Origin of the sequence: Herbaspirillum chlorophenolicum (assembly GCF_001189955.1) — a bacterium.
Classification (GTDB): domain Bacteria; phylum Pseudomonadota; class Gammaproteobacteria; order Burkholderiales; family Burkholderiaceae_D; genus Herbaspirillum; species Herbaspirillum chlorophenolicum.
In genome coordinates, this window is sequence record NZ_LFLT01000025.1 from 42,600 (window position 1) to 61,892 (window position 19,293).

Annotated in this window: 23 protein-coding genes; 18 read left to right on the plus strand and 5 right to left on the minus strand. The window is 61.7% G+C overall.

Going from position 1 to position 19,293, the window contains the following annotated elements; translation table 11 throughout:
* The first annotated feature begins 189 nt into the window (after positions 1 to 189).
* The 4 genes from AKL28_RS15440 to sbcB all read left to right on the plus strand — a co-directional run bounded on the left by AKL28_RS15440 (position 190) and on the right by sbcB (position 3,583).
* Complete coding sequence (locus tag AKL28_RS15440; protein ID WP_050469059.1) at positions 190 to 492, plus strand: antibiotic biosynthesis monooxygenase family protein; 303 nt, start codon at positions 190 to 192, stop codon at positions 490 to 492.
* A gap of 182 nt (positions 493 to 674) precedes the next feature.
* Complete coding sequence (locus tag AKL28_RS15445) at positions 675 to 1,265, plus strand: DUF3828 domain-containing protein (RefSeq protein WP_050469060.1); 591 nt, start codon at positions 675 to 677, stop codon at positions 1,263 to 1,265.
* A 270-nt stretch (positions 1,266 to 1,535) separates the two neighbouring features.
* The gene (locus AKL28_RS15450; RefSeq protein ID WP_231602454.1) at positions 1,536 to 2,048 is read left to right on the plus strand and encodes a YqhG/Tai3 family protein; all 513 of its coding nucleotides are present in this window, start codon (positions 1,536 to 1,538) and stop codon (positions 2,046 to 2,048) included.
* Positions 2,049 to 2,146: 98 nt separating this feature from the next.
* Positions 2,147 to 3,583 (plus strand): exodeoxyribonuclease I, encoded by a 1,437-nt coding sequence (gene sbcB / locus AKL28_RS15455; protein ID WP_050469062.1) that lies wholly within the window; start codon positions 2,147 to 2,149, stop codon positions 3,581 to 3,583.
* A 41-nt stretch (positions 3,584 to 3,624) separates the two neighbouring features.
* Here sbcB and AKL28_RS15460 read toward each other — a convergent pair whose 3' ends face one another.
* Entirely contained in the window at positions 3,625 to 4,212 is a 588-nt protein-coding gene (locus tag AKL28_RS15460; protein ID WP_050469063.1) for a PadR family transcriptional regulator, read from the minus strand.
* Between the two features lie 286 nt (positions 4,213 to 4,498).
* Here AKL28_RS15460 and AKL28_RS15465 point away from each other — a divergent pair, with 286 nt between their 5' ends.
* On the plus strand, positions 4,499 to 5,080 hold the full coding sequence (locus AKL28_RS15465) for a peroxidase-related enzyme (RefSeq protein ID WP_050469097.1): 582 nt from the start codon (positions 4,499 to 4,501) through the stop codon (positions 5,078 to 5,080).
* A gap of 7 nt (positions 5,081 to 5,087) precedes the next feature.
* Here the strand turns inward: AKL28_RS15465 and AKL28_RS15470 are convergent, their stop codons facing one another.
* Both AKL28_RS15470 and AKL28_RS15475 read right to left on the minus strand, forming a co-directional pair.
* A complete protein-coding gene (locus AKL28_RS15470) occupies positions 5,088 to 5,585 on the minus strand; it encodes a nucleoside 2-deoxyribosyltransferase (protein ID WP_050469064.1) in 498 nt (165 codons plus the stop codon).
* 294 nt (positions 5,586 to 5,879) lie between these two features.
* Entirely contained in the window at positions 5,880 to 6,296 is a 417-nt protein-coding gene (locus AKL28_RS15475) for an RrF2 family transcriptional regulator (RefSeq protein ID WP_050469065.1), read from the minus strand.
* Between the two features lie 84 nt (positions 6,297 to 6,380).
* Between AKL28_RS15475 and AKL28_RS15480 the strand changes: the two genes are divergently transcribed.
* On the plus strand, positions 6,381 to 7,367 hold the full coding sequence (locus tag AKL28_RS15480) for an alpha/beta fold hydrolase (protein ID WP_050469066.1): 987 nt from the start codon (positions 6,381 to 6,383) through the stop codon (positions 7,365 to 7,367).
* 347 nt (positions 7,368 to 7,714) lie between these two features.
* Here AKL28_RS15480 and AKL28_RS15485 read toward each other — a convergent pair whose 3' ends face one another.
* Entirely contained in the window at positions 7,715 to 10,177 is a 2,463-nt protein-coding gene (locus AKL28_RS15485; RefSeq protein WP_050469067.1) for an acyl-CoA dehydrogenase, read from the minus strand.
* Positions 10,178 to 10,482: 305 nt separating this feature from the next.
* Here AKL28_RS15485 and ypfJ point away from each other — a divergent pair, with 305 nt between their 5' ends.
* The 11 genes from ypfJ (at position 10,483) to AKL28_RS15540 (ending at position 17,519) form a co-directional block, all read left to right on the plus strand.
* On the plus strand, positions 10,483 to 11,364 hold the full coding sequence (gene ypfJ, locus AKL28_RS15490; RefSeq protein WP_050469068.1) for a KPN_02809 family neutral zinc metallopeptidase: 882 nt from the start codon (positions 10,483 to 10,485) through the stop codon (positions 11,362 to 11,364).
* Positions 11,365 to 11,379: 15 nt separating this feature from the next.
* The gene (locus tag AKL28_RS15495) at positions 11,380 to 11,664 is read left to right on the plus strand and encodes a hypothetical protein (protein WP_050469069.1); all 285 of its coding nucleotides are present in this window, start codon (positions 11,380 to 11,382) and stop codon (positions 11,662 to 11,664) included.
* Between the two features lie 26 nt (positions 11,665 to 11,690).
* Complete coding sequence (locus AKL28_RS15500; RefSeq protein ID WP_050469098.1) at positions 11,691 to 11,912, plus strand: RNA-binding S4 domain-containing protein; 222 nt, start codon at positions 11,691 to 11,693, stop codon at positions 11,910 to 11,912.
* 2 nt (positions 11,913 to 11,914) lie between these two features.
* Entirely contained in the window at positions 11,915 to 12,538 is a 624-nt protein-coding gene (locus AKL28_RS15505; protein WP_050469070.1) for a DUF924 family protein, read from the plus strand.
* Positions 12,539 to 12,664: 126 nt separating this feature from the next.
* On the plus strand, positions 12,665 to 13,186 hold the full coding sequence (gene pilV / locus AKL28_RS15510; RefSeq protein WP_050469071.1) for a type IV pilus modification protein PilV: 522 nt from the start codon (positions 12,665 to 12,667) through the stop codon (positions 13,184 to 13,186).
* 10 nt (positions 13,187 to 13,196) lie between these two features.
* Positions 13,197 to 14,084, plus strand: coding sequence for a PilW family protein (locus tag AKL28_RS15515; RefSeq protein ID WP_050469072.1), 888 nt, complete (start codon positions 13,197 to 13,199; stop codon positions 14,082 to 14,084).
* Positions 14,081 to 14,668 (plus strand): pilus assembly PilX family protein, encoded by a 588-nt coding sequence (locus tag AKL28_RS15520; RefSeq protein ID WP_050469073.1) that lies wholly within the window; start codon positions 14,081 to 14,083, stop codon positions 14,666 to 14,668. Before AKL28_RS15515 ends, AKL28_RS15520 begins: the two co-directional genes overlap by 4 nt.
* Positions 14,669 to 14,693: 25 nt before the next feature.
* On the plus strand, positions 14,694 to 15,131 hold the full coding sequence (locus AKL28_RS15525) for a type IV pilin protein (RefSeq protein WP_156226360.1): 438 nt from the start codon (positions 14,694 to 14,696) through the stop codon (positions 15,129 to 15,131).
* A complete protein-coding gene (locus tag AKL28_RS15530) occupies positions 15,118 to 15,624 on the plus strand; it encodes a GspH/FimT family pseudopilin (RefSeq protein WP_231602455.1) in 507 nt (168 codons plus the stop codon). The genes AKL28_RS15525 and AKL28_RS15530 overlap by 14 nt, the downstream gene beginning before the upstream one ends.
* A 113-nt stretch (positions 15,625 to 15,737) precedes the next feature.
* A complete protein-coding gene (gene ribD / locus AKL28_RS15535) occupies positions 15,738 to 16,859 on the plus strand; it encodes a bifunctional diaminohydroxyphosphoribosylaminopyrimidine deaminase/5-amino-6-(5-phosphoribosylamino)uracil reductase RibD (RefSeq protein ID WP_050469075.1) in 1,122 nt (373 codons plus the stop codon).
* Between the two features lie 39 nt (positions 16,860 to 16,898).
* Positions 16,899 to 17,519 (plus strand): riboflavin synthase, encoded by a 621-nt coding sequence (locus AKL28_RS15540; protein WP_050469076.1) that lies wholly within the window; start codon positions 16,899 to 16,901, stop codon positions 17,517 to 17,519.
* Positions 17,520 to 17,571: 52 nt separating this feature from the next.
* Here AKL28_RS15540 and AKL28_RS15545 read toward each other — a convergent pair whose 3' ends face one another.
* Complete coding sequence (locus AKL28_RS15545) at positions 17,572 to 18,363, minus strand: alpha/beta fold hydrolase (RefSeq protein ID WP_050469077.1); 792 nt, start codon at positions 18,361 to 18,363, stop codon at positions 17,572 to 17,574.
* Between the two features lie 124 nt (positions 18,364 to 18,487).
* On the opposite strand from AKL28_RS15545, the gene AKL28_RS15550 reads away from it, so the two are divergent.
* The gene (locus AKL28_RS15550) at positions 18,488 to 19,273 is read left to right on the plus strand and encodes an AraC family transcriptional regulator (RefSeq protein ID WP_050469100.1); all 786 of its coding nucleotides are present in this window, start codon (positions 18,488 to 18,490) and stop codon (positions 19,271 to 19,273) included.
* Positions 19,274 to 19,293: the final 20 nt, after the last annotated feature.

A 19,293-nucleotide genomic window follows, 5' to 3' on the forward strand; every position in this document is an offset into this window, starting at 1 on the left:
GCGAGGACGGCGCGCTTCCATCGCCGATAGGAAACCCGCTGCGTGAAGCGAATTCACCGGCCGCGCGAATTTTGTTGAACGCGCCCCCCGTCGGAAAATGTGATAATCCTTCAGTGCCGTGCCAGGCTGCCACGGCCTGCGCCGGCGCCACTTGATCGACTATTCGACTATTCGACTATGGAGACCCACATGATCCTGGAACTGGCGGACATCCGCATCCAACCCGGCAAGCAAGCCGAATTCGACGAAGCCATCACACGCGGCGTAGCGCAGACCATCGCCAAATCCAAGGGCTATCTCGGCCACAAGGTGCAAAAGGGCATCGAGTCGCCCGAACGCTACATCCTGATGGTGCAGTGGGCTACCTTGGAAAACCATACCGTGGACTTCCGCGAATCGCCCGCCTTCACCGAATGGCGCGGCATCGTCGGCCCCTTCTTCGCCGGCCCGCCGCAAGTCGAGCATTTCTCGCTGCTGACCGCATCGGAATAAGAAGCCGCTCCCGCTGCAGGCCACCAGCCGGCAGCTTGCGGAACGATTGCGCGTAAAACCTGACTAAAAACCGCGAACAGGCTTACGCGCTTGCAAGAACAGCCAGCAGCGCCGCTACCGCCTGCCAACACACTGCCATGACAAGACCAGCGCGCGGTTTCCCGCGCGCCAGGAACAGCCGGATGACCAGATTACCCCGTTTGAACTTCCCCTCCATCCACACCCGCCGCCGGTCCCGCCTGCTCGCAGGCGCTTCCACCCTGGCTGCGGCGCTGGTGCTGGGCGGCTGCAACAATTTCAGCGGCGAAGAGCAACGGCAAGCCGATGTCATCGGCGCTTTCTACAAGCTCCACATCAAGACCAATGCGCCCGGCCTGCCTCCAGCCGATGAGCTCAAGCAATACCAGCCGCTGGTGAGCCAGGCGCTGTACGCCCTGCTGGTCCAGGCCGAAGCGGCCGACGCCCGCTACCATACGATGGTCGACAAGCAAGCGCCGCCTATCATCGAGGGCGACCTGTTCACCTCGCTGTATGAAGGCGCGACATCGTTCTCGGTGAAGTCCTGCGATACCGATGACCGGCGCGCCTCCTGCCAGGTCGCCTTCCAATACAAGAAAGACGGCGCCGAAGAAGCATGGAGCGACAAGATCCTGCTGGTGCGTGAAGACAACCACTGGCGCATCGACGATATCGAGTTCACCGGCAACGACCAGTCCTCGCAGCGCGAATACCTGAGCGACACCCTGGCCGACGCCATCAAGGAAGCCGAATAAGTGCCGATAAATGGCCAGGCGCCGACAAGCTTCACTCTTTCCCTATAAGCAACATCCTGCCGCCCGATGGCCGGGAATTGGCAGTCTTTTGGCGATGTGTTCTCGGCCTCCGGCCTATCGAAAAAAGCGTAAGCTTGCCAGCAAGAATGCTTGTCGTTTTGCCACCGGATCGCAGCAGCCTCGCAAGAACAGAACCGTAGACAGACGGCACAAGGGGAGAATTGGAACGTGAAGCGGATAGGGACAATATTTATCATCGCAGCAAGCCTCTTGCTTGCCGCGTGCTCGGGCAATGACGAGAGCAAGGCCAAGGAACTGGTGACGAACTTCTACCAGATGCACCAATCGGCCCGCCCCTCCGGCGCGCTCACACTGAAAGGCTTGATTACCTTCCGCCACTTCTTCTCGGTGCCGCTGTTCGACCTGCTCAAAGATGTCTCGGTCGCCGAAGAAGCGCGCGCCGCACAGACGGCCGGCGATCCGCTGCCGCCGCTGGTCGAAGGCGACATCTTCACCGCCAATCCCGGCGGCGCCTCCACTTTCCGTATCCTCCAGTGCAACATGCGCGAGCGCGAAAGCGAATGTTCGGTCGAACTGATCTACAGCGATGCCAAGCTCAAGGCGCCGTCCAAGTGGACCGACAAGGTACTGCTCACGCGCGACGCGCGCGGCTGGATCATCGACAACATCCAATATGCCGGCGGCCAGGCGCCCATGCGCAGCGGCAACCTGCAAGACACGCTGCGCCAGCTGCTCAAACGCGATACGGCGCCGCTGCAATAACCCGAAAATCCCCTAATCTTCCAACTGGCGTGCCACTACGGCACGTCCAGACCGGAACACGCTCTATAATCGCGCGATCACTTTAGACAGATGCCGCGATGTCCAACCATACCTTCCTCTGGCACGACTACGAAACCTTCGGCGCGGTCCCACGCCGCGACCGCCCTGCGCAGTTCGCCGCCGTGCGCACCGATGCCGAACTCAACGAGATCGGCGAACCGATCATGGTCTACTGCAAACCGGCGCCGGACTATTTGCCCGATCCGGTCTCTTGCCTGATCACCGGCATCACGCCGCAGACTTGCCTGGAACGCGGCCTGCCCGAACACGAATTCGCCGCGCAGATTGAACGCGTACTGGCCGAACCCGGCACCATCGGCGTGGGCTACAACACCATCCGCTTCGACGATGAGATCACGCGCTTCATGTTCTGGCGCAACCTGATCGACCCCTATGCGCGCGAATGGCAAAACGGCTGCGGCCGCTGGGACTTGCTGGACGTGGTGCGCCTGACTTACGCGCTGCGCCCGGAAGGCATCGTCTGGCCGACCAAGGAAGACGGCAGCATCAGCTTCAAGCTGGAACATCTCTCCAAGGCCAACGGCCTGCTGCACGAAGCGGCGCACGATGCGCTGTCCGACGTGCGCGCCACCATCGCCCTGGCGCGCCTGATCCGCGAGAAGAACCCGCGCCTGTTCGACTTTGCGCTGGCGCTGCACAAGAAGGACAAGGCGGCTGCCGAGATCGGCCTGCCGCAGCGCAAGCCCTTCCTGCACGTCTCGGGCATGTTCCCGGTGGCGCGCGGCTGCCTGGCGCTGATGTGGCCGCTTGGCATGCATCCGACCAACAAGAATGAAGTCATCGCCTGGGACCTGGCCAGCGATCCGGCCGAATTGGCCACGCTGGATGCCGCCACCGTGCGCGAACGCATGTTCAGCAAGGCCGACGCCTTGCCCGAAGGCGTCACGCGCCTGCCGATCAAAAGCATCCACCTGAACAAGTCGCCGATGGTGGTCGGCAGCCTCAAGACGCTCTCCGCGGCACGCGCGGCCGAGCTGAACATCGACATCGAGGCCGCGCTGCGCAATGCCGACATCGCCGCCGCGCTCCCTGACCTTTCGGCACTGTGGCAAGGAGTCTTCCACCGTGAAAGCGATGGCCCCCCCGATGTCGACGAAGACCTTTACGGCGGCTTCATCGGCAATGGCGACCGCCGCCAGTTGACGCAACTGCGCTCGATGCCGCCGCAGGAACTGTCCCGCGCCAGCGTCTCCTTCGACGACGTACGCCTGAACGAAATCCTGTTCCGCTACCGCGCACGCAATTTCCCCGAGACGCTCAGCGCCGAAGAAACGCAACACTGGGAAGAACACCGCGCGGCGCGCCTGTTCGAAGGTAAAGGAGGCGCTCGTACCATCGCCCAGCTATTCGAACAGATCGACACGCTGCAAGAGCAGGCCGACGATGAACGCACCCAGGATATCCTCGGTGCGCTGTACGACTATGCAGAAATGATTGCGCCTGCCAATGGTTAAGGACTGATGGACTGATCGGCTCGTAAGCGCCGATCACTCGCTCAAACCCGCTCCACCGCCACTGCGGCCTTGTCGATGATGTCGATCACCGCATGCAATTCCTCTTTGCTCAGCTCGCCCTTGGCCAGGCGGGTATGCAGCGCCATGCGGAAATTCTGCACCGCGCGGCGCAGTTCGGGCGAGTCGGCATCCGGGCGTTCCTGCCGGCGCATCTCGAACTTGCGCAGCACCTGCCGCAGCAAGGATTCATTTTCCTTCAGGTCGGCCTCGCCTTCGGCGGTGATGCGGTACAGCTTCTTGCCGCCCTCTTCCGCTTCCACCGTGGCGTAACCCATTTCTTCCAGCAGCGTCAGCGTGGGATAGACCACGCCCGGGCTCGGGCTGTAGCCGCCACCGACCAGCTGCTCGATGGCCTTGATGATTTCATAGCCGTGGCGCGGCTTCTCTTGCAGCAGATGGAGCATCACGATGCGCAATGCGCCTTGCTCGAACATGCGCGCGCCGCGGCCTCCGCCTTCACGGCCACGCGGGCCGCCTTCATCGAACATGCCGCCCCCGCCATGATGCGGACGGTCAAAACGGTGATGCTTGGGACCGTGGCCTGCACGTGCCATCAAATGTCTGAACATGGTGCTTCCTTTTCGTCTGTGTTGTTCATCTGGTTCTTTGCCTGAATGGCGCCTGGGTAGGGACTTGCTTGAAGCCCTTATCGATCGATGAAATTAAGATATATCTTAGAAATAACAAAATCAAGATATATCTTAATAATATTTTTATTGTTGAAAAGGAAATAATGAAAAAGAGAGTGCTCCCACCGTCAGGCCGGCGACACTTGCCCCGCACCAAAAGTGGTAAGTTGGAATGTATCGGGCGCACATCGCGCCCGGCAAAAAAGACATCGACAAGGAGACCACCATGCCCCAGCCACCGATTGGCCGCTTCCCCATTCCCGATCTGAAAGACCTGCCCGAAGATATCCGCGCGCGCATCCTGGCCGTGCAGGAAAAGTCGGGCTTCATCCCCAACGTCTTCCTGGTGCTGTCCCACCGTCCAGAAGAATTCCGCGCCTTCTTCGCCTACCACGATGCGCTGATGGACAAACCCGGCAAGCTGACCAAGGCCGAGCGCGAGATGATCGTGGTGGCCACGAGCAACGCCAACCAATGCCAATATTGCGTCGTCGCCCACGGCGCGATCCTGCGCATCCGCGCCAAGGACCCGCTGGTCGCCGACCAGGTCGCCATCAATTACCGCAAGGCCGATATCACGGACAAGCAAAAAGCCATGCTGGACTTCGCCATGAAGGTTTCAGCCAGCGCCTGGGCCGTCAGCGATGAGGATTTCACCGTGCTCAGGCAGCACGGCTTCGGAGAGGAAGAAGCGTGGGACATCGCCGCGATCGCGGCATTCTTCGGCATGTCGAACCGACTGGCCAACGTCACCAGCATGCGGCCCAACGACGAGTTTTACCTGCTGGGCCGGGTGCCGGTGCAATAAGGACCTGTCAGCGCACGCCGCCATGCCAGCGCGCCACCAGCGCCAGGCAGGCGCGCAAATCGCCGCGCACCAGTTCACACGCATGCGCCAGCATCAGGTTGCGCGGCAAACCGAAGTCCTCGATCAGCATGCCGTCGCGGCAATAACCGGGCTCGGCATGCGGTATCTGGCTCAGCAGATCGGCCTGCGGCGTGTTGTAGCACCACACCTTCTTGCCGCGGCCGACGGCATAGCCGATCTCGAACACGGTGCCCGAATCCGGCTCATGGCCGCGAAAGTTGGAGACGTTCGCCACCACATAATCGGCCGAATCGATCAGCGCCATGTTGAGATCGAAGATAGCGCGCGAGACTTCCGCCTTGCTCTCCCCTGTTACTTCATCATCGCCCGGACACAGCGCCGCCAAACCGAGTTCGGCGCACCACTGCTTGATGCGCTCCTTGTGCTGCGCATAGTCGCGCTGGAAGACGTCGGGGCCGGCCATGTAGATGCGGGGATGGGTCATGAGGAATACTTGAAGCAATGCAGGTGAAGCGATGGAGGATACGCGAAATTCCGGATGGAATCATGTGGGGGGCTGAACGACACTGGATCCTGACTTTCGTCAGGACGGCGGTGATGGAAGGTAGCAAACCGACTCATCGAAGCCGTAGGCGAGCGGCAAGCAACGCAATGCCGAAGGCGAACCGGAGACGAAGTCCGCTTCTGGCCGACAGCAGCCTTTGTAGAAATTTCTAGCCTGAGTAAGTGCGAGCAGATTTCAAGGGATCTTGCATGACCCAATGGTTTTCTGCTGACATTAATCACGTCCGACTTCTTCTGCAATATCAGAAAGACGTAGTGCACCCAACTGCTGGATCAATGTTCGTTCTGCGGCATTGAGCGCCGCGCGCAGATGCTTGTTGACTGAGGCTTCGACCGGGCAATGGGGGTTGTCTTGGGTCAGTCCGACAGCAAACAAAGACGATCGGGTGATCGCCTGGTAGACATCGCGTACTGTGATGTCGCTGATAGCACGCTCCAGTCTCCAACCTCCACCTGGACCGCCCGTAGAGCTTACATATCCGGCTTCCCTGATGGCTGCCATCGTCCTTCGCACAATGACCGGGTTCGTATGCAACATTTGTGCAATGGTGTCTGAGGTCGTCGTTCCTTCCCTCAAATGCATGTGAATAAGGACATGCAGTAATCGGGCCAATCGCGTATCGAGTTGCATGATCGAATGGTGTTTTGATTATTCGTAATGTTTGATGTTACAGTAAACGCAGATACTTTGGTTTACTTCACAACAGGACATTGCATGAGCACATTCAAACAGTCATTTGTTGAAAGCAACAATCTCAGATTTCATGTAACGGAACAAGGAGAAGGACCACTTGTACTTCTCTGCCATGGTTTTCCGGAGACCGCCTACGCTTGGCGCCATCAACTCAGTGCCTTAGCACGAGCCGGCTATCGCGCCGTTGCGCCGGACATGCGCGGGTTCGGCCTGAGCGATTCGCCAGTTGCGACAGAGCGTTTTTCTTCTTTGGAATTGGTGGGAGATCTGGTCGCCCTAGTAGATGCATTGGGTGCGCATGACGCGGTGATTGTCGGTAGTGATTGGGGAGCAACGATTGCGTGGCAGGCCGCGCAACTACGACCGGATCGTTTCCGTGGCGTGGTGGCATTAGGGGTTCCGATGATGGGGCGCGCGCCGATGGCGCCGAGCGGACTTTTCCCGAAGGACGTCAATACCTGGCACTACACACATTATTTTTCAGAAGTCGGCACTGCAGAAGAAGAGTTCGAACGCGACGTCACAATGACACTTCTGAAGATTTACTCTGCGGCATCGGGCGATGCTGGCCCGCGAACTATCACGATGCCCAATCCGTTTGGATTGCTGCCGCGGAACAAGGGCTTGTTGGACACGTTACCGACGCCGGAAAAGCTGCCGCAATGGCTATCCGAGGAAGATCTCGATATTTTCGCAAAGGCATTTCGGCACTCGGGGTTCCAGGGCGGTCTCAACTACTATCGCAATCTGGATCTCAACTGGGCGCAACAAGCAGCATTTACTGGATTGCTGATTCACGTGCCGGCGCTCTATCTGGTGGGGGAGAATGATACGGGCTTGGCGATGCCGGGAATGCGACAGATCATCGAGTTGATGCCGATGCTGGTAACGGATCTTCGTGGTTCAAAAATCGTCCCAAGAGCGGGACATTGGCTCTCACAAGAAGCACCTGTGGAGGTTAATGCCGAACTGATCGAATTTCTGGCCGCAATCAACACGCATGAATAAGTCCTCAATTTTTATATGACGTCGGGCGGTCACCGATGAGCGGGTAAAACATCGAGAGCCCCCTTATGGCCGATAACGGACGGAATGCTGCTAATGTCGCAAAAGAAAAGCCACCCGCATAGGTGGCTTTGAAATTTGAGGCAGCATTACGGGATCAGTCTTCAACTAACTTTATTCATTGTGCTCAGCAGTAGCGGTCGCCTTTCTTTGCTTACTTTCTTTGACGAAGAAAAGAAAGTAAGCGGCTGCCGGGCCGCCCCCGGCGCTCACCTCCGACCGGAGAAAGAAAAGCATAAAGCCAGTACGCAAATAAGCAGCAAGAGCAGACTACCCAATCTACACCTTCATCAAGGCAACCGCCCCAATATCTCATTACGATCAAAATCCGCAGAAAAATCATCCACCTGCACAGTCAGATCGCCATAGCGAGCAAACTCGTCCAACGCCGCCTTCTCCTGCTCGTTAATGAACCCACGTTCAAGCGCAACAGCATTCCAGGCCGTCATCTCAATCAAGCTCTGCGGCATTGCCGGCAACTCCCCATCCTTGATCGGCTGCTTCAACCGCTGCTCAAGCTGCTGCACCACCGGCGTCAGCGCAAACGCCTTCTCCCCGCAAGCCAGCGCATCGTCACCCTGCGGCAGATACGCATCCGAAACAAGCCGATCCCGGCTCTCCCCCGGCCTCTGCATGGCCTTGGCTACCAGCGTCCCCAAAGCATCCGACGGCTTGCGGTAGATCAGCCCGATCGGAAAGATCGCCATGCGCAAGCCGAAGGCGATCCACGGATTGGGGAAGTTATGCAGCACATCGACGATCGCCTCCTGCGCCCGATGCAAGGCATCCTGCACCGACCATTCGACATAGGGCAGATCGTCTTCCTGCCGCCCCTCATCCTCATAGCGCTTGAGCGTGGCCGAGACAAGATACAGCTGCGACAGCACATCCCCCAGCCGCGCCGAGATGCGCTCGCGGAACTTCAGCGTGCCGCCCAGCACCGCCATGCTGGCATCCGTGAGCAAGGCGAAGGCCGAAGACAGATGGACCACAGAGCGGTAATAACGCCGGGTCTGGCGCGCCGCGTACCCGGTCGACGGCAACAGCCAGCCGCAACTGATGCCGCCGACAAAAGCGCGCGCCTTGTTGGCAGCGACAAAGGACAGGTGCGAGAACAGCAGCTTGTCGAACTCCTGCACCGCCCGCTCGGGATTGTCGTCCGCAGCCACCGCCATCTCCTTGAGCACATAGGGATGGCAACGGATCGCACCCTGGCCGAAAATGATCAGGCAGCGCGTCAGGATGTTGGCGCCCTCCACCGTGATGGCAATCGGGATTTGCTGGTACGCGCGCGCCAGGAAGTTGCCCGGCCCCATGCAGATGCCCTTGCCGCCGATCACATCCATGCCGTCGTTGACGATAATGCGGCCGCGTTCGGTCACGTGGTATTTGGAGATCGCCGAGATCACCGAGGGCTTCTCGCCCGCATCCACCGCCGATGCCGAGAGCCGGCGCGTGGCATCGATCATGTACAGGTGGCCGCCCATGCGCGCCAGCGCCTCCTGCACGCCTTCGAACTTGCCGATCTCGATCCTGAACTGGCGACGCATCGCCGTGTAAGCGCTGGTCCCGCGCACCGCCAGCTTGGAAAAGCCGACGCTGGAAGACGGCAGCGAAATCGCCCGGCCCGCCGCCAGGCATTCCATCAGCATGCGCCAGCCGCGGCCGACCTGGACGATGCCGCCAATCACCCACTCCATTGGAATGAACACATCGCGGCCGTGCGTCGGACCGTTCTGGAACACGGCATTCAACGGCCAATGGCGGCGGCCGATCGTCACGCCCGGATGGCCGGTGGGGATCAGCGCGCAAGTAATGCCCGGCTCGGGATTGTCGCCCAACAGGCCATCCGGATCGCGCGCGCGAAAGGCCAGCCCCAGCACGGTCGCCACCGGCGCCAGCGTAATGTAGCGCTTGCTCCAGCTCACCTTGAAGCCCAGCGTCTCGCGGCCTTCGTGCATGCCTTTGCAAACGATGCCGATATCGGGAATGGCCGCGGCATCCGAACCCGCATACGGGCTGGTCAGCGCGAAACACGGGATTTCCTGCCCCGTCACCAGGCGCGGCAGGTAATGGTTCTTCTGCGCCTCGGTGCCGTAATGCAGCAACAACTCGGCCGGCCCCAGCGAATTGGGCACCATCACCGAGATCGCCGCCGCCGAACTGCGCGACGCCAGCTTCATCACCACCTGGGAATGCATGTAGGCGGAGAACTGCTTGCCGCCGTATTGCCTGGGGATGATCATCCCGAGAAAGCCCTTGTCCTTGATGAATTGCCAGGCCTCGGGCTGGATATCCTGGTACTTCACGGTGGTGTCCCAGTCGCTCACCATGGCGCACAAGCGCTCGACCTCATCGTCCATGAAGGCCTGCTCTTCAGCCGTCAACCGCGGCGGCGGCACTTCGAACAGGCGCCGCCAGTCCGGTTTGCCGGAAAACAGCTCGGCATCCCACCAGACCGTGCCGGCTTCGATGGCATCGCGCTCGGTGGACGACATGCCGGGCATGATCTTGCGGAACGCGTCCAATGCCGGGCGGCTGATCAGCGCCTGGCGTATCGAGACCATGGCAACCAATGTAGTCGGAGTGAAAAGGAGGATGGCCAGCAAGACCATTACCGGCAGTTCGACGCCGGCCAGGGAACCGCCCAGCCAGATCCAGACAGCCTCGGCCAGCAGCCATATCCACGCGTTGACGCGCGCCATCATCAATACGAGGCAGCCGGCCAGCAGAATGATGAGCCATAAGATCATGTCAAGCCTCCAATTCTGTTTATTGTTCGAAAGGCGGCGGCACGGCCGCAATGCCGTAGCCCTATCCGACTTTATAGTCCCACCAAATTGCCTTGCTGCAAAGATTTTCCGGTTTTCCCCTGCAACATACCGTGCCGCATCACCCCGGGCAATCGGACACCACCACCCTCCCACCGTCAGACAAAACCGACAACACTACCGTGTGATCGCAACGGCCCCCGTCAAGTTCAGCCGCCCGGCCGCTCAGTCCATTACAATCCCGGCATTGCATGCAAGCACGGCACAGGACCGGAAAAGGAAACATCATGAAATGGGAAGGCAACCGCGAAAGCGATAATGTTGAAGACCGCCGCGGCGATGGTGGCGGAGGCGGCGGAGGCCTCCCTTTCGGCGGCCGTTCGATCGGGCTGGGTACGGTGGCGGTGGCGCTGGTGGCGTCCTATTTCCTCGGCATCAACCCGCTGACGATGCTGGATATGCTCTCCGGAGGCGGCGGCCAGGCGCCGATACAACAACAAGCGCCTGCCCACAAACCGCCGCCGGACGACCAGATGGCACGCTTTGTCTCGACCGTGCTGGCCGATACCGAAGACACCTGGGGCCAGTTGTTCGCCGCCAGCGGCAAGCAATATGTCCGCCCCAAGCTGGTACTGTTCTCCGGCAGTACAGCGACCGCCTGCGGCATGGGCCAGACCGCCACCGGCCCCTTCTACTGCCCGGGCGACCAGAAGGTCTACATCGACCTGTCCTTCTATGAACTGATGAAGCAGCGCTTCAAGGTCTCCGGCAATTTCGCCCAGGCTTATGTCATCGCGCACGAGGTCGGCCATCATGTGCAGCACCTGCTGGGCATCTCGGACAAGGTCGACGCCGCCCGCCGCAATGCGACGGAGAAGCAGGCCAACGCCATGTCGGTGCGGCTGGAACTGCAGGCCGACTGCTTCGCCGGCGTCTGGGCCTACCATGCCAACAAGGCACGCGACATCATCCAAGACGGCGACGTCGAGGAAGCCCTCAACGCTGCCTCGGCCATCGGCGACGATGCCCTGCAGCGCCAGGCGCGCGGCGAAGTCGTGCCGGATTCCTTCACCCACGGCACCTCGGCCCAGCGCGTAGCATGGTTCAAGCGCGGCATCACCGAAGGCAAGGTCAGCGCCTGCAATACCTTTGCTGCGCAGCAGCTCTAAAAAACCAGACGCCCCATGTCCAACGACCTCAGCCAAAGCCTCGACACCATGCGCGCCGCACTGCGCCAATTGCAGGAAGGCGAAATCGGCGTCGCCGCCTTGTGCGGCGCTTGGCGCGCCCAAGGCGCCGTACTGTCGGCGCTGCCGCCACGCTACGAACAAGTTGCCGAAGACCTGCTCGGCCGCCTCGAAGCCGGCAGCCTGTTTACCGAAGAAAGCTGCTCGTTCAGCCAGCACGACCTGATCGACAGCCTCCATACCTGGCTGGATAAAGCCTCACATACTCTGGCGCCCAGCTGATGCTGCGTGCCGCAGAAAGAACCACGATGCAAAAAATCACCTTCCCGCTGCAAGGCCATCCCCATGTGGAACTGAACCAATTGTTGAAGCTGTGCGGCCTGTGCGATAGCGGCGGCGCCGGCAAGCAGCTGGTGGCCGACGGCCACGTCAAGGTCAACGGCAAACCCGAGTCGCGCAAGACCTGCAAGATCACTGCGGGCCAGAAGGTCGTGCTGGGCGACGTCCAGATCATCGTGGTCGAAGAATAAGCATGGCGACATCATCGCAACAGCAGGCCGACACCATCCTCGACTTCTGGTTTGGCGCCGGTTTCGACAACGCCGGCGCCGCAGAAGTGGCTGCGCGCCAGTCGGTGCTGTGGTGGAGCAAGAATCCGGAGATCGACGCCGACTGCCGTACCCGCTTCGAGCCGCTGCTCATGGATGCCGCGGCCAACCGGCTGGCCGACTGGGCCGATGCGCCGCGCACCACGCTGGCGCTGCTCCTGCTGCTGGACCAATTCCCGCGCAACATCTACCGCGATACCGCGCAGGCATTCGCCTTCGATGAACTGGCTCGCCAGCATTGCCACCTGGCGCTGGCCATGGGCCTGGACCAGCAGTTGCCGGCCATCGCCCGCGTGTTCGTCTACCTGCCGCTGGAACATTCGGAAGACATCGACGACCAGCAATATTCGCTGGAGCTGTTCCGCACGCTGGCCAAACAAGCCGGCCAAGCCGACCGGGAAATCTTTGCCCACTTCGCTGACTATGCGAAGAAGCACCACCAGATCATCGAGCGTTTCGGCCGCTTCCCGCACCGCAACCAGATCCTCGGACGCGCCTCCACTGCCGAGGAAAGCGCCTTCCTGCAACAGCCAGGTTCTTCCTTCTGAACCTGCCAGATTCGAAGCTCGGGCTGAACTAGTTCGACGCCGCCGTAAAAATAAGCGCCTTCCATATGAAGGCGCTTTTTCTTTCCCTACACTCGCCGCTTTCCCTATCTCTTTCGCCATCCGGCCATGCCCCACCGCTCCTCCGGCTTCACGATGATAGAAGTGCTGGTCGCCATGCTCGTCATCGGCACCGGTGCACTGGCGATGGTCATGCTGCAGTTGCATGCCTTGCGCAGCAGCCGCGACAACAGCCTGCAGGCCAGGGCCGCAGCCATGGCAGGCGAGCTGGCCGAATTGCGCGCGGCTTACCACGCGGTTGCAACCGGCGGCGCCGATCCCTACCTGTTCGCGTTCGACGCAGGAAAAACGTCGCCCTCCTCCATCGCCGCTTGTTCATCCTCGCCATGCGATGCCACCGGCTTTGCCAACGCCGCCATCGCTGACTGGTCCGCACGGCTGGCGCGCGACTTCCCTGCCGCCCGCGCCATAGTCTGCCGCGACAGCAGCGCCGGCAAGCAGCCCGCTTGGCGCTGCGACGACAGTCCGACATCGCCGGTCATGGTCAAACTGGGCTGGCGCCGCGCCGATTCTGCGCCTGATGATGCATCCAATGCAGCGCCGTTGATTCAGCTCTTCATCGATCGCTGAACACGCCACCATGAAGATGCATCAACACCATTTCCAACGGGGCCTGACGCTGGTCGAAATGATGGCCGCGCTAACCGTCGGCCTGCTGGTGATCCTGGCCGCCACGGCACTGCTGCAGAACGCACGCGCCGCTTACCAGGACATCGACGATGCCGGACGTGTACAGGAAACCGGCCGCATGGCCATGGCACACCTTGCCGACGCCGTGCGCCAGGCCAACCACCTGCCGTGGGAAACGGCATTGGATAAGCTGCCGGCATCGGCACCGGGCCTGCGCGGCATCGACAACAGCAGCCAGGCCAACGGGCTCGATCCGGCACAGGGACTTGTCACCGCCGACACCGGCCGCGGCCTCAACCAAAGCGACATCCTGATGCTGGGATTTTTTGGCGCTCCGGACCACGCTGCCGGCAGCATCGTCAACTGCAGCGGCGCTGTGGTACCGAACGGACCGCTGGACGAAACCGCGCGCAGTTGGGTCATCTACTACATCGCGCCAGGCACCGGCAACGAACCCGAACTGCGCTGCCGCTATCAGGGCAAGTCCGGCGCCTGGACCTCGGATGCGCTCGCGCGCGGCGTGGAAGCGATGCAGTTGCGCTACGCCGTGGACAGCGACGGCGACGGCCGTCCCGATCGCTGGCTCGACGCTTCCGCTATCGATACCGCGATGTGGCAGCGCGTGGTATTGGTGCGCATCGCCCTGCTGGTGCGCGGCAACCAGCGGCGTCCATCTGCGTCCGGTGCGCTTGCGCGCAGCTACGATCTGTTCCCCGCCGAGCCGGGCAATGCAGCCTACCGGTTTATAGAAAAGGACGGCGACCAGCGCCTGCGCGCAGTCTTTCAAACCACGGTATTCCTGCGCAACGCCACTTCGATACCGGCGGCACAGCCATGAGTCGCCCGCCATCTCGCCAGCGCGGCGCCACGCTGATGATTGCGCTGATCATGCTGGCCGTGATCCTGCTGCTGGGCATCGCATCGGCATCGCTGCTGATGCTGGACGAACGTGCGGCGCGCAACCATCGCGCCCATGAACAGGCAAGGATGGCCGCACAAGCGGCGCTTGACGATGCTTGCGAAGAAATACGGCGCGGCATACGCACCGGGGTGGCGCATGCCTTCCCTGCAAAAAATGGCTGCCACTCCGATAGCGAAAGACTGGCGTTGTGCCTGGGCAGCGCGCAAGCCACCGGATGGAAATTCACGCAGCTGACCGGCGCTGAAGAGGGTTCTGCAATCTATGGCCAATTCACCGGAAACCAGCCGCCCAACCCCGGAGACGAAATTCCGGCGCCGCGTTACCTGATCGAACTTGTCGCCGGCACGCCGCCCGCCACCATCCTTTACCGGCTCAGCGCCATCGGCTTCGGCCGCGATGGTGCGCAAGTGCTATTGCAAAGCATCGTCTTGCGGCGTATCGATGCCGCGGGAAGGGCGCAATGCGTACCGATCGGATGGCGCGCACTGGCCGCCGCATGACAGGAACCCAATGACGACATCGCCGATGACATCCCGCACCAAACGCGGCTTCACCCTGATCGAGCTGACAGTGGCGGTCGCCATTATCGGCATCCTCGCCACGCTGGGCTGGAGCGGCTACAGCCAGCATGTGCTAAAGGCCCGGCGCGCCGAAGGGCGTGCCGCGGTACTGCAGGTATTGCTGCAGCAGGAACGGCAATTCTCCTACCGTCACAGCTACCATGCCTTCGCTCCTGGCGCGGCGCAAACGGAATTCAAATGGTATTCGGGCGACCGGCCGGAAACCAGCGCCTACAGCATCGCCGCGCAAGCCTGCGACGGCGAGGACCTGCGTAGCTGCGTGCGCGTGACGGCCACGCCCGGCGGTGCGCTGGTCAACGCCACCTATCGCGACGAGCGATGCGGCGCGCTCTACGCCGATAGCCGCGGCCGGCGCGGCGCCGACGGCAATGACTGCTGGTGAAACCATGCACCCAAACGGCTCCACTCGCGGATTCATCGGCGGCTTCACCCTGATCGAACTGATGGTGGTGCTTCTCATCGCCAGCGTCCTGCTGGCAGCGGGCGTCCCGGTGCTGCAGAATTTCGTTGCCGAACAGCAGCTCATCGGCGCCGGCAACGCCTTCCTCCACGGCGCCAGCCTGACCCGCGCCGAAGCCCTGCGCCACGGCCGCCGCGCAGACATGGTGCCGGCCGACGGCCGCGACTGGAAAAACGGCTGGCGCATCGCGGTCGGCAAACGCGAAGTGATGACCCAACCCGCACTGCCGCCCGGCATCGCCGTGGCCTATACCCGAGGCGGCGAAGCGGTGGCTTTCCAGGCAAGCGGACAACCGGGCACAAAAGGCAGCTGGTATTTCAGCGCCGCCGGCATGACGCGGGTGGTGATCATCAACTTTCTCGGACGCGTGCGCGTTTGCAACCCTGCCAGAGACAGCAGTTGCCAAGCCGATTGATCCGGCTTCGAATGGGAGCGGAAACCGTCCTCAAAGCCGTGTATATTGACGGGCATCCGGCGACACGCCCGGCCAGCATGGCTCGGCCACGCCCATCCCCATACGGCGACCCCATGAACCTGACAGAAGATCCGATCTACCAATTCGACGTCGGCAACGACCAACAAGCCATGGCGCTGGCGCTGATCCAGGCCGGTTTCGGCATGCTCAACACCACGCCCAATCCGCGTGTGGGCTGCGTGATCGTCAAGGAGCGCCGCGTGATCGGCGCCGGCTTCACCCAGCCGCCCGGCGGCAACCATGCCGAAATCCAGGCGCTGGCCGACGCCGCCGCGCGTGGCCAGGATGTGCGCGGCGCCACTGTCTACGTCACGCTGGAACCCTGCAGCCACTTCGGCCGCACCCCGCCTTGCGCCGATGCGCTGGTGCGCGCCGGCGTGGCCCGCGTGGTGGCTGCCATCGCCGACCCTAATCCACTGGTGGCCGGCCAGGGCCTGGCCAAATTGCAGGCGGCAGGAATCGACGTCATGTGCGGCCTACTGGAAGAAGAAGCACAGGAAATCAACATCGGCTTCCTGGCGCGGATGCGCACCGGCAAACCCTGGGTACGCATGAAAAGCGCCGCCAGCCTGGATGGCAAAACCGCCCTGCACAACGGCCTGAGCCAATGGATCACCAGCCAGGCCGCGCGTGACGACGGCCACGTCTGGCGCGCCCGCGCCTGCGCCATCATGGCCGGCATCGGCACCATCGCCAAGGACGACGCCCAGCTCACCGTGCGCGCCATCGACACGCCGCGCCAGCCGCGCCGCATCGTGGTCGACAGCAAGCTCGCCGTCTCGCCCCAGGCCCGCGTGATCCAGGGCGGCGGAACCTGGATCTTCACCGCCACCGAAGACAAGGAAAAAACCGCCAGGCTGGAGGCCGAAGGCGCCGAAGTCATCGTGCTGGCCAACGCCGACGGCAAGGTCGACCTGCCCGCGCTGGTGCGCGAACTCGGCCAGCGCCAGATCAATGAATTGCATGTGGAAGCGGGCTCCAAGCTCAACGCTTCGCTGATCCGCGAAGGCTGCGTCGACGAACTGCTGGTCTATCTCGCGCCCAGCCTGCTGGGCGAGGGCCGCAACATGTTCGACTTGCCGCCGCTGGACGACCTGTCCGGCAAGATCGGCCTGAACTTCTATGAGGTCAAGCAGATCGGTCCGGATTTGCGTATCCTTGCACGGTTCAACTAATCGCCCGGCCCAGCCCGGAGTTCTTACAGAGGCAGCAACATGTTCACAGGTATCGTCGCCACCATCGGCAAAATCACCTCCGTCCAACCGCTCGCCGCCGGCCCCGATGCCGGCGTGCGCCTGACCATCGATGCCGGCGCCCTGCCCATGGCCGACGTCGGCCTGGGCGACTCGATCGCCTTGAACGGCGCCTGCATGACCGTAGTGGAAAAAAGCGCCAACGGCTTCACCGTCGACGTCTCGCGCGAAAGCCTGAACCTCACCGCCGGCCTGGATGCCCCCGGCGAAGTCAACCTGGAAAAAGCCCTGACCCTGGCCGAACGCCTGGGCGGCCACCTGGTCTCGGGCCACGTCGACGGTCTGGGCCAAGTCCACTCCTTCGAACCGGTCGGCGAATCGCGCGAACTGATCGTCGACGCGCCGAAGTCGCTGGGCAAGTACCTTGCCTACAAGGGCTCGATCGTGGTCAATGGCGTCTCGCTGACGGTCAACCGCGTCGAAGACCTGGCCGATGCCTGCCGCTTCTCGATCAACCTGATTCCGCACACGGTGGAAGTAACCACGTTGAAGCACCTGAAGGCCGGCAGCAAGGTAAATCTGGAAATCGACCTGATTGCGCGGTATGTCGAGCGCATGCTCAGCACGTCCCATATCGCCTGATCGGCATTCATCGCTACATTGCCATGTAACTCCGTCCTATCTTGTACCGTCGTCACAGAGCGGACGAGTAGTGCGTATTCGCAACCGCAGCCGTATCGGCAAGGAAGGATTCGAAGGCCGCGACCAACGCAAGCGGCGTCTCGTTCATCGGGTAATGACCGGCATTCTTCAAGATTTCAACAATGGCATGAGGATAGCGGCGAAGGTAGGTTTGCGCCATCAATCCGGCGTTGAATGTCGGATCGTGCTCCCCCACCAGCACCTTGACCGGATGCTGTCCGGTAATCTCGTTGCTGAAGTCAGTGTCGGCCCATGCACGGAAATATGCAGCGAACGCTTCCGGAGAGGAATGCGCCGCCGAATATGCCGCTTTCCATTCGACCCAGGACGAGGGCAAGCGTCCGCCGGTGCTGCGATCGATAATGGCTTTGCGCTTGTCCACGCACCCGGCGGCATCTTCAAGCAAACGCCGCGTCGCGGTATCGTACGAAATGCCGCCACAAGGAACCGGCGCAATGGCAACCAGTGCACGTACCCGCTCGGGGGCACATGCAGCAATCCGCTCGATCGCCATGCCTCCCATCGAATGGCCGATCAGGCTGAAGGAGGTAAATCCGAGCGCATCGGCAAGCGCCAGCGCATCGGCGGCGATCTCATCGATCGTGTATGCGCCGCGCGTCTCCTGCATGCTCCCGTAGCCGCGATAATCCATGAATACATAGCTGAACGCATGGCCGGACAGCCAGGGTTCAATCTGTTCGAACGAGCGCGCATCACCAAACCAGCCGTGCAGGACGAGGACAGGGTGAGGGCCATTCCCCACGCGATGAAACGTATTGGGCATATCGACTCCGATGTGAATGAAATGTCGCCGCCATACGGCGCGGCGAGAAAAGATGCGGCAGATCGTAAGCCGGCCAGGCCAGGCCCACCTTCTGCATCGGGTCATTCACTGTAGAATTTGGGCCATGCGAAATACCCTGGTCGATCCCTTCGAAGACATCCCGCGCGGCGTGGTCGTGACCGCGAACGATTACGCGGCCGGTTCATCGTTTCCCGTACATGCGCATCGGCGCGGGCAGTTCGCTTTCGCCGCTTGCGGCACGATCAGCATCACCACTCCCGAAGGCCGGTGGCTCGTTCCGCCACAGCGGGCTTGCTGGATTCCCGCCGGGGTTGCTCACGAGATGACGATGGGCGGCCCCGTCACCATGCTCAATGCGTTCGTGTCGCCGGACGAAGCGCAGGCCGCGCAACTGCCGGCCGATTGCTGCGTCTATGGCGTTTCGGCACTTCTCAGGCAATTGCTGGAAGAGGCCATTGATTTACCCGCCATGTACGACGTTGATGGGCGCGCCGGCAAGCTGATGAATCTGCTCGTCGCGGAAATAGCGTCGATGTCCCGCCTCTCGCTGCATGCGCCGTTGCCGGTTGATCCCCGCCTCGCCCGCGCATGCCGGCGTCTATTCGATGCGCCATCGGTCGCCACCGGACTCGACATGATCGCTGCCGAAACCGGAATGAGCCGGAGAACATTTACCCGGCATTTCCGTGTGCAGACCGGCGTGAGCTTTGCCGAGTGGCGCCAGCAAGTCTGCCTGCTCGCCGCCATCGAACGCTTGAGCGGAGGGCAACCCGTGACCCGGGTCGCATTGGATCTTGGCTACGCCAGTCCCAGCGCGTTCTCATCGGCATTTCGCCGCGTACTTGGAGAAACGCCGACCCAGTATCTGGAGACACGCCGAACGGCATGAAGGCAGCGCCGTGCATATCG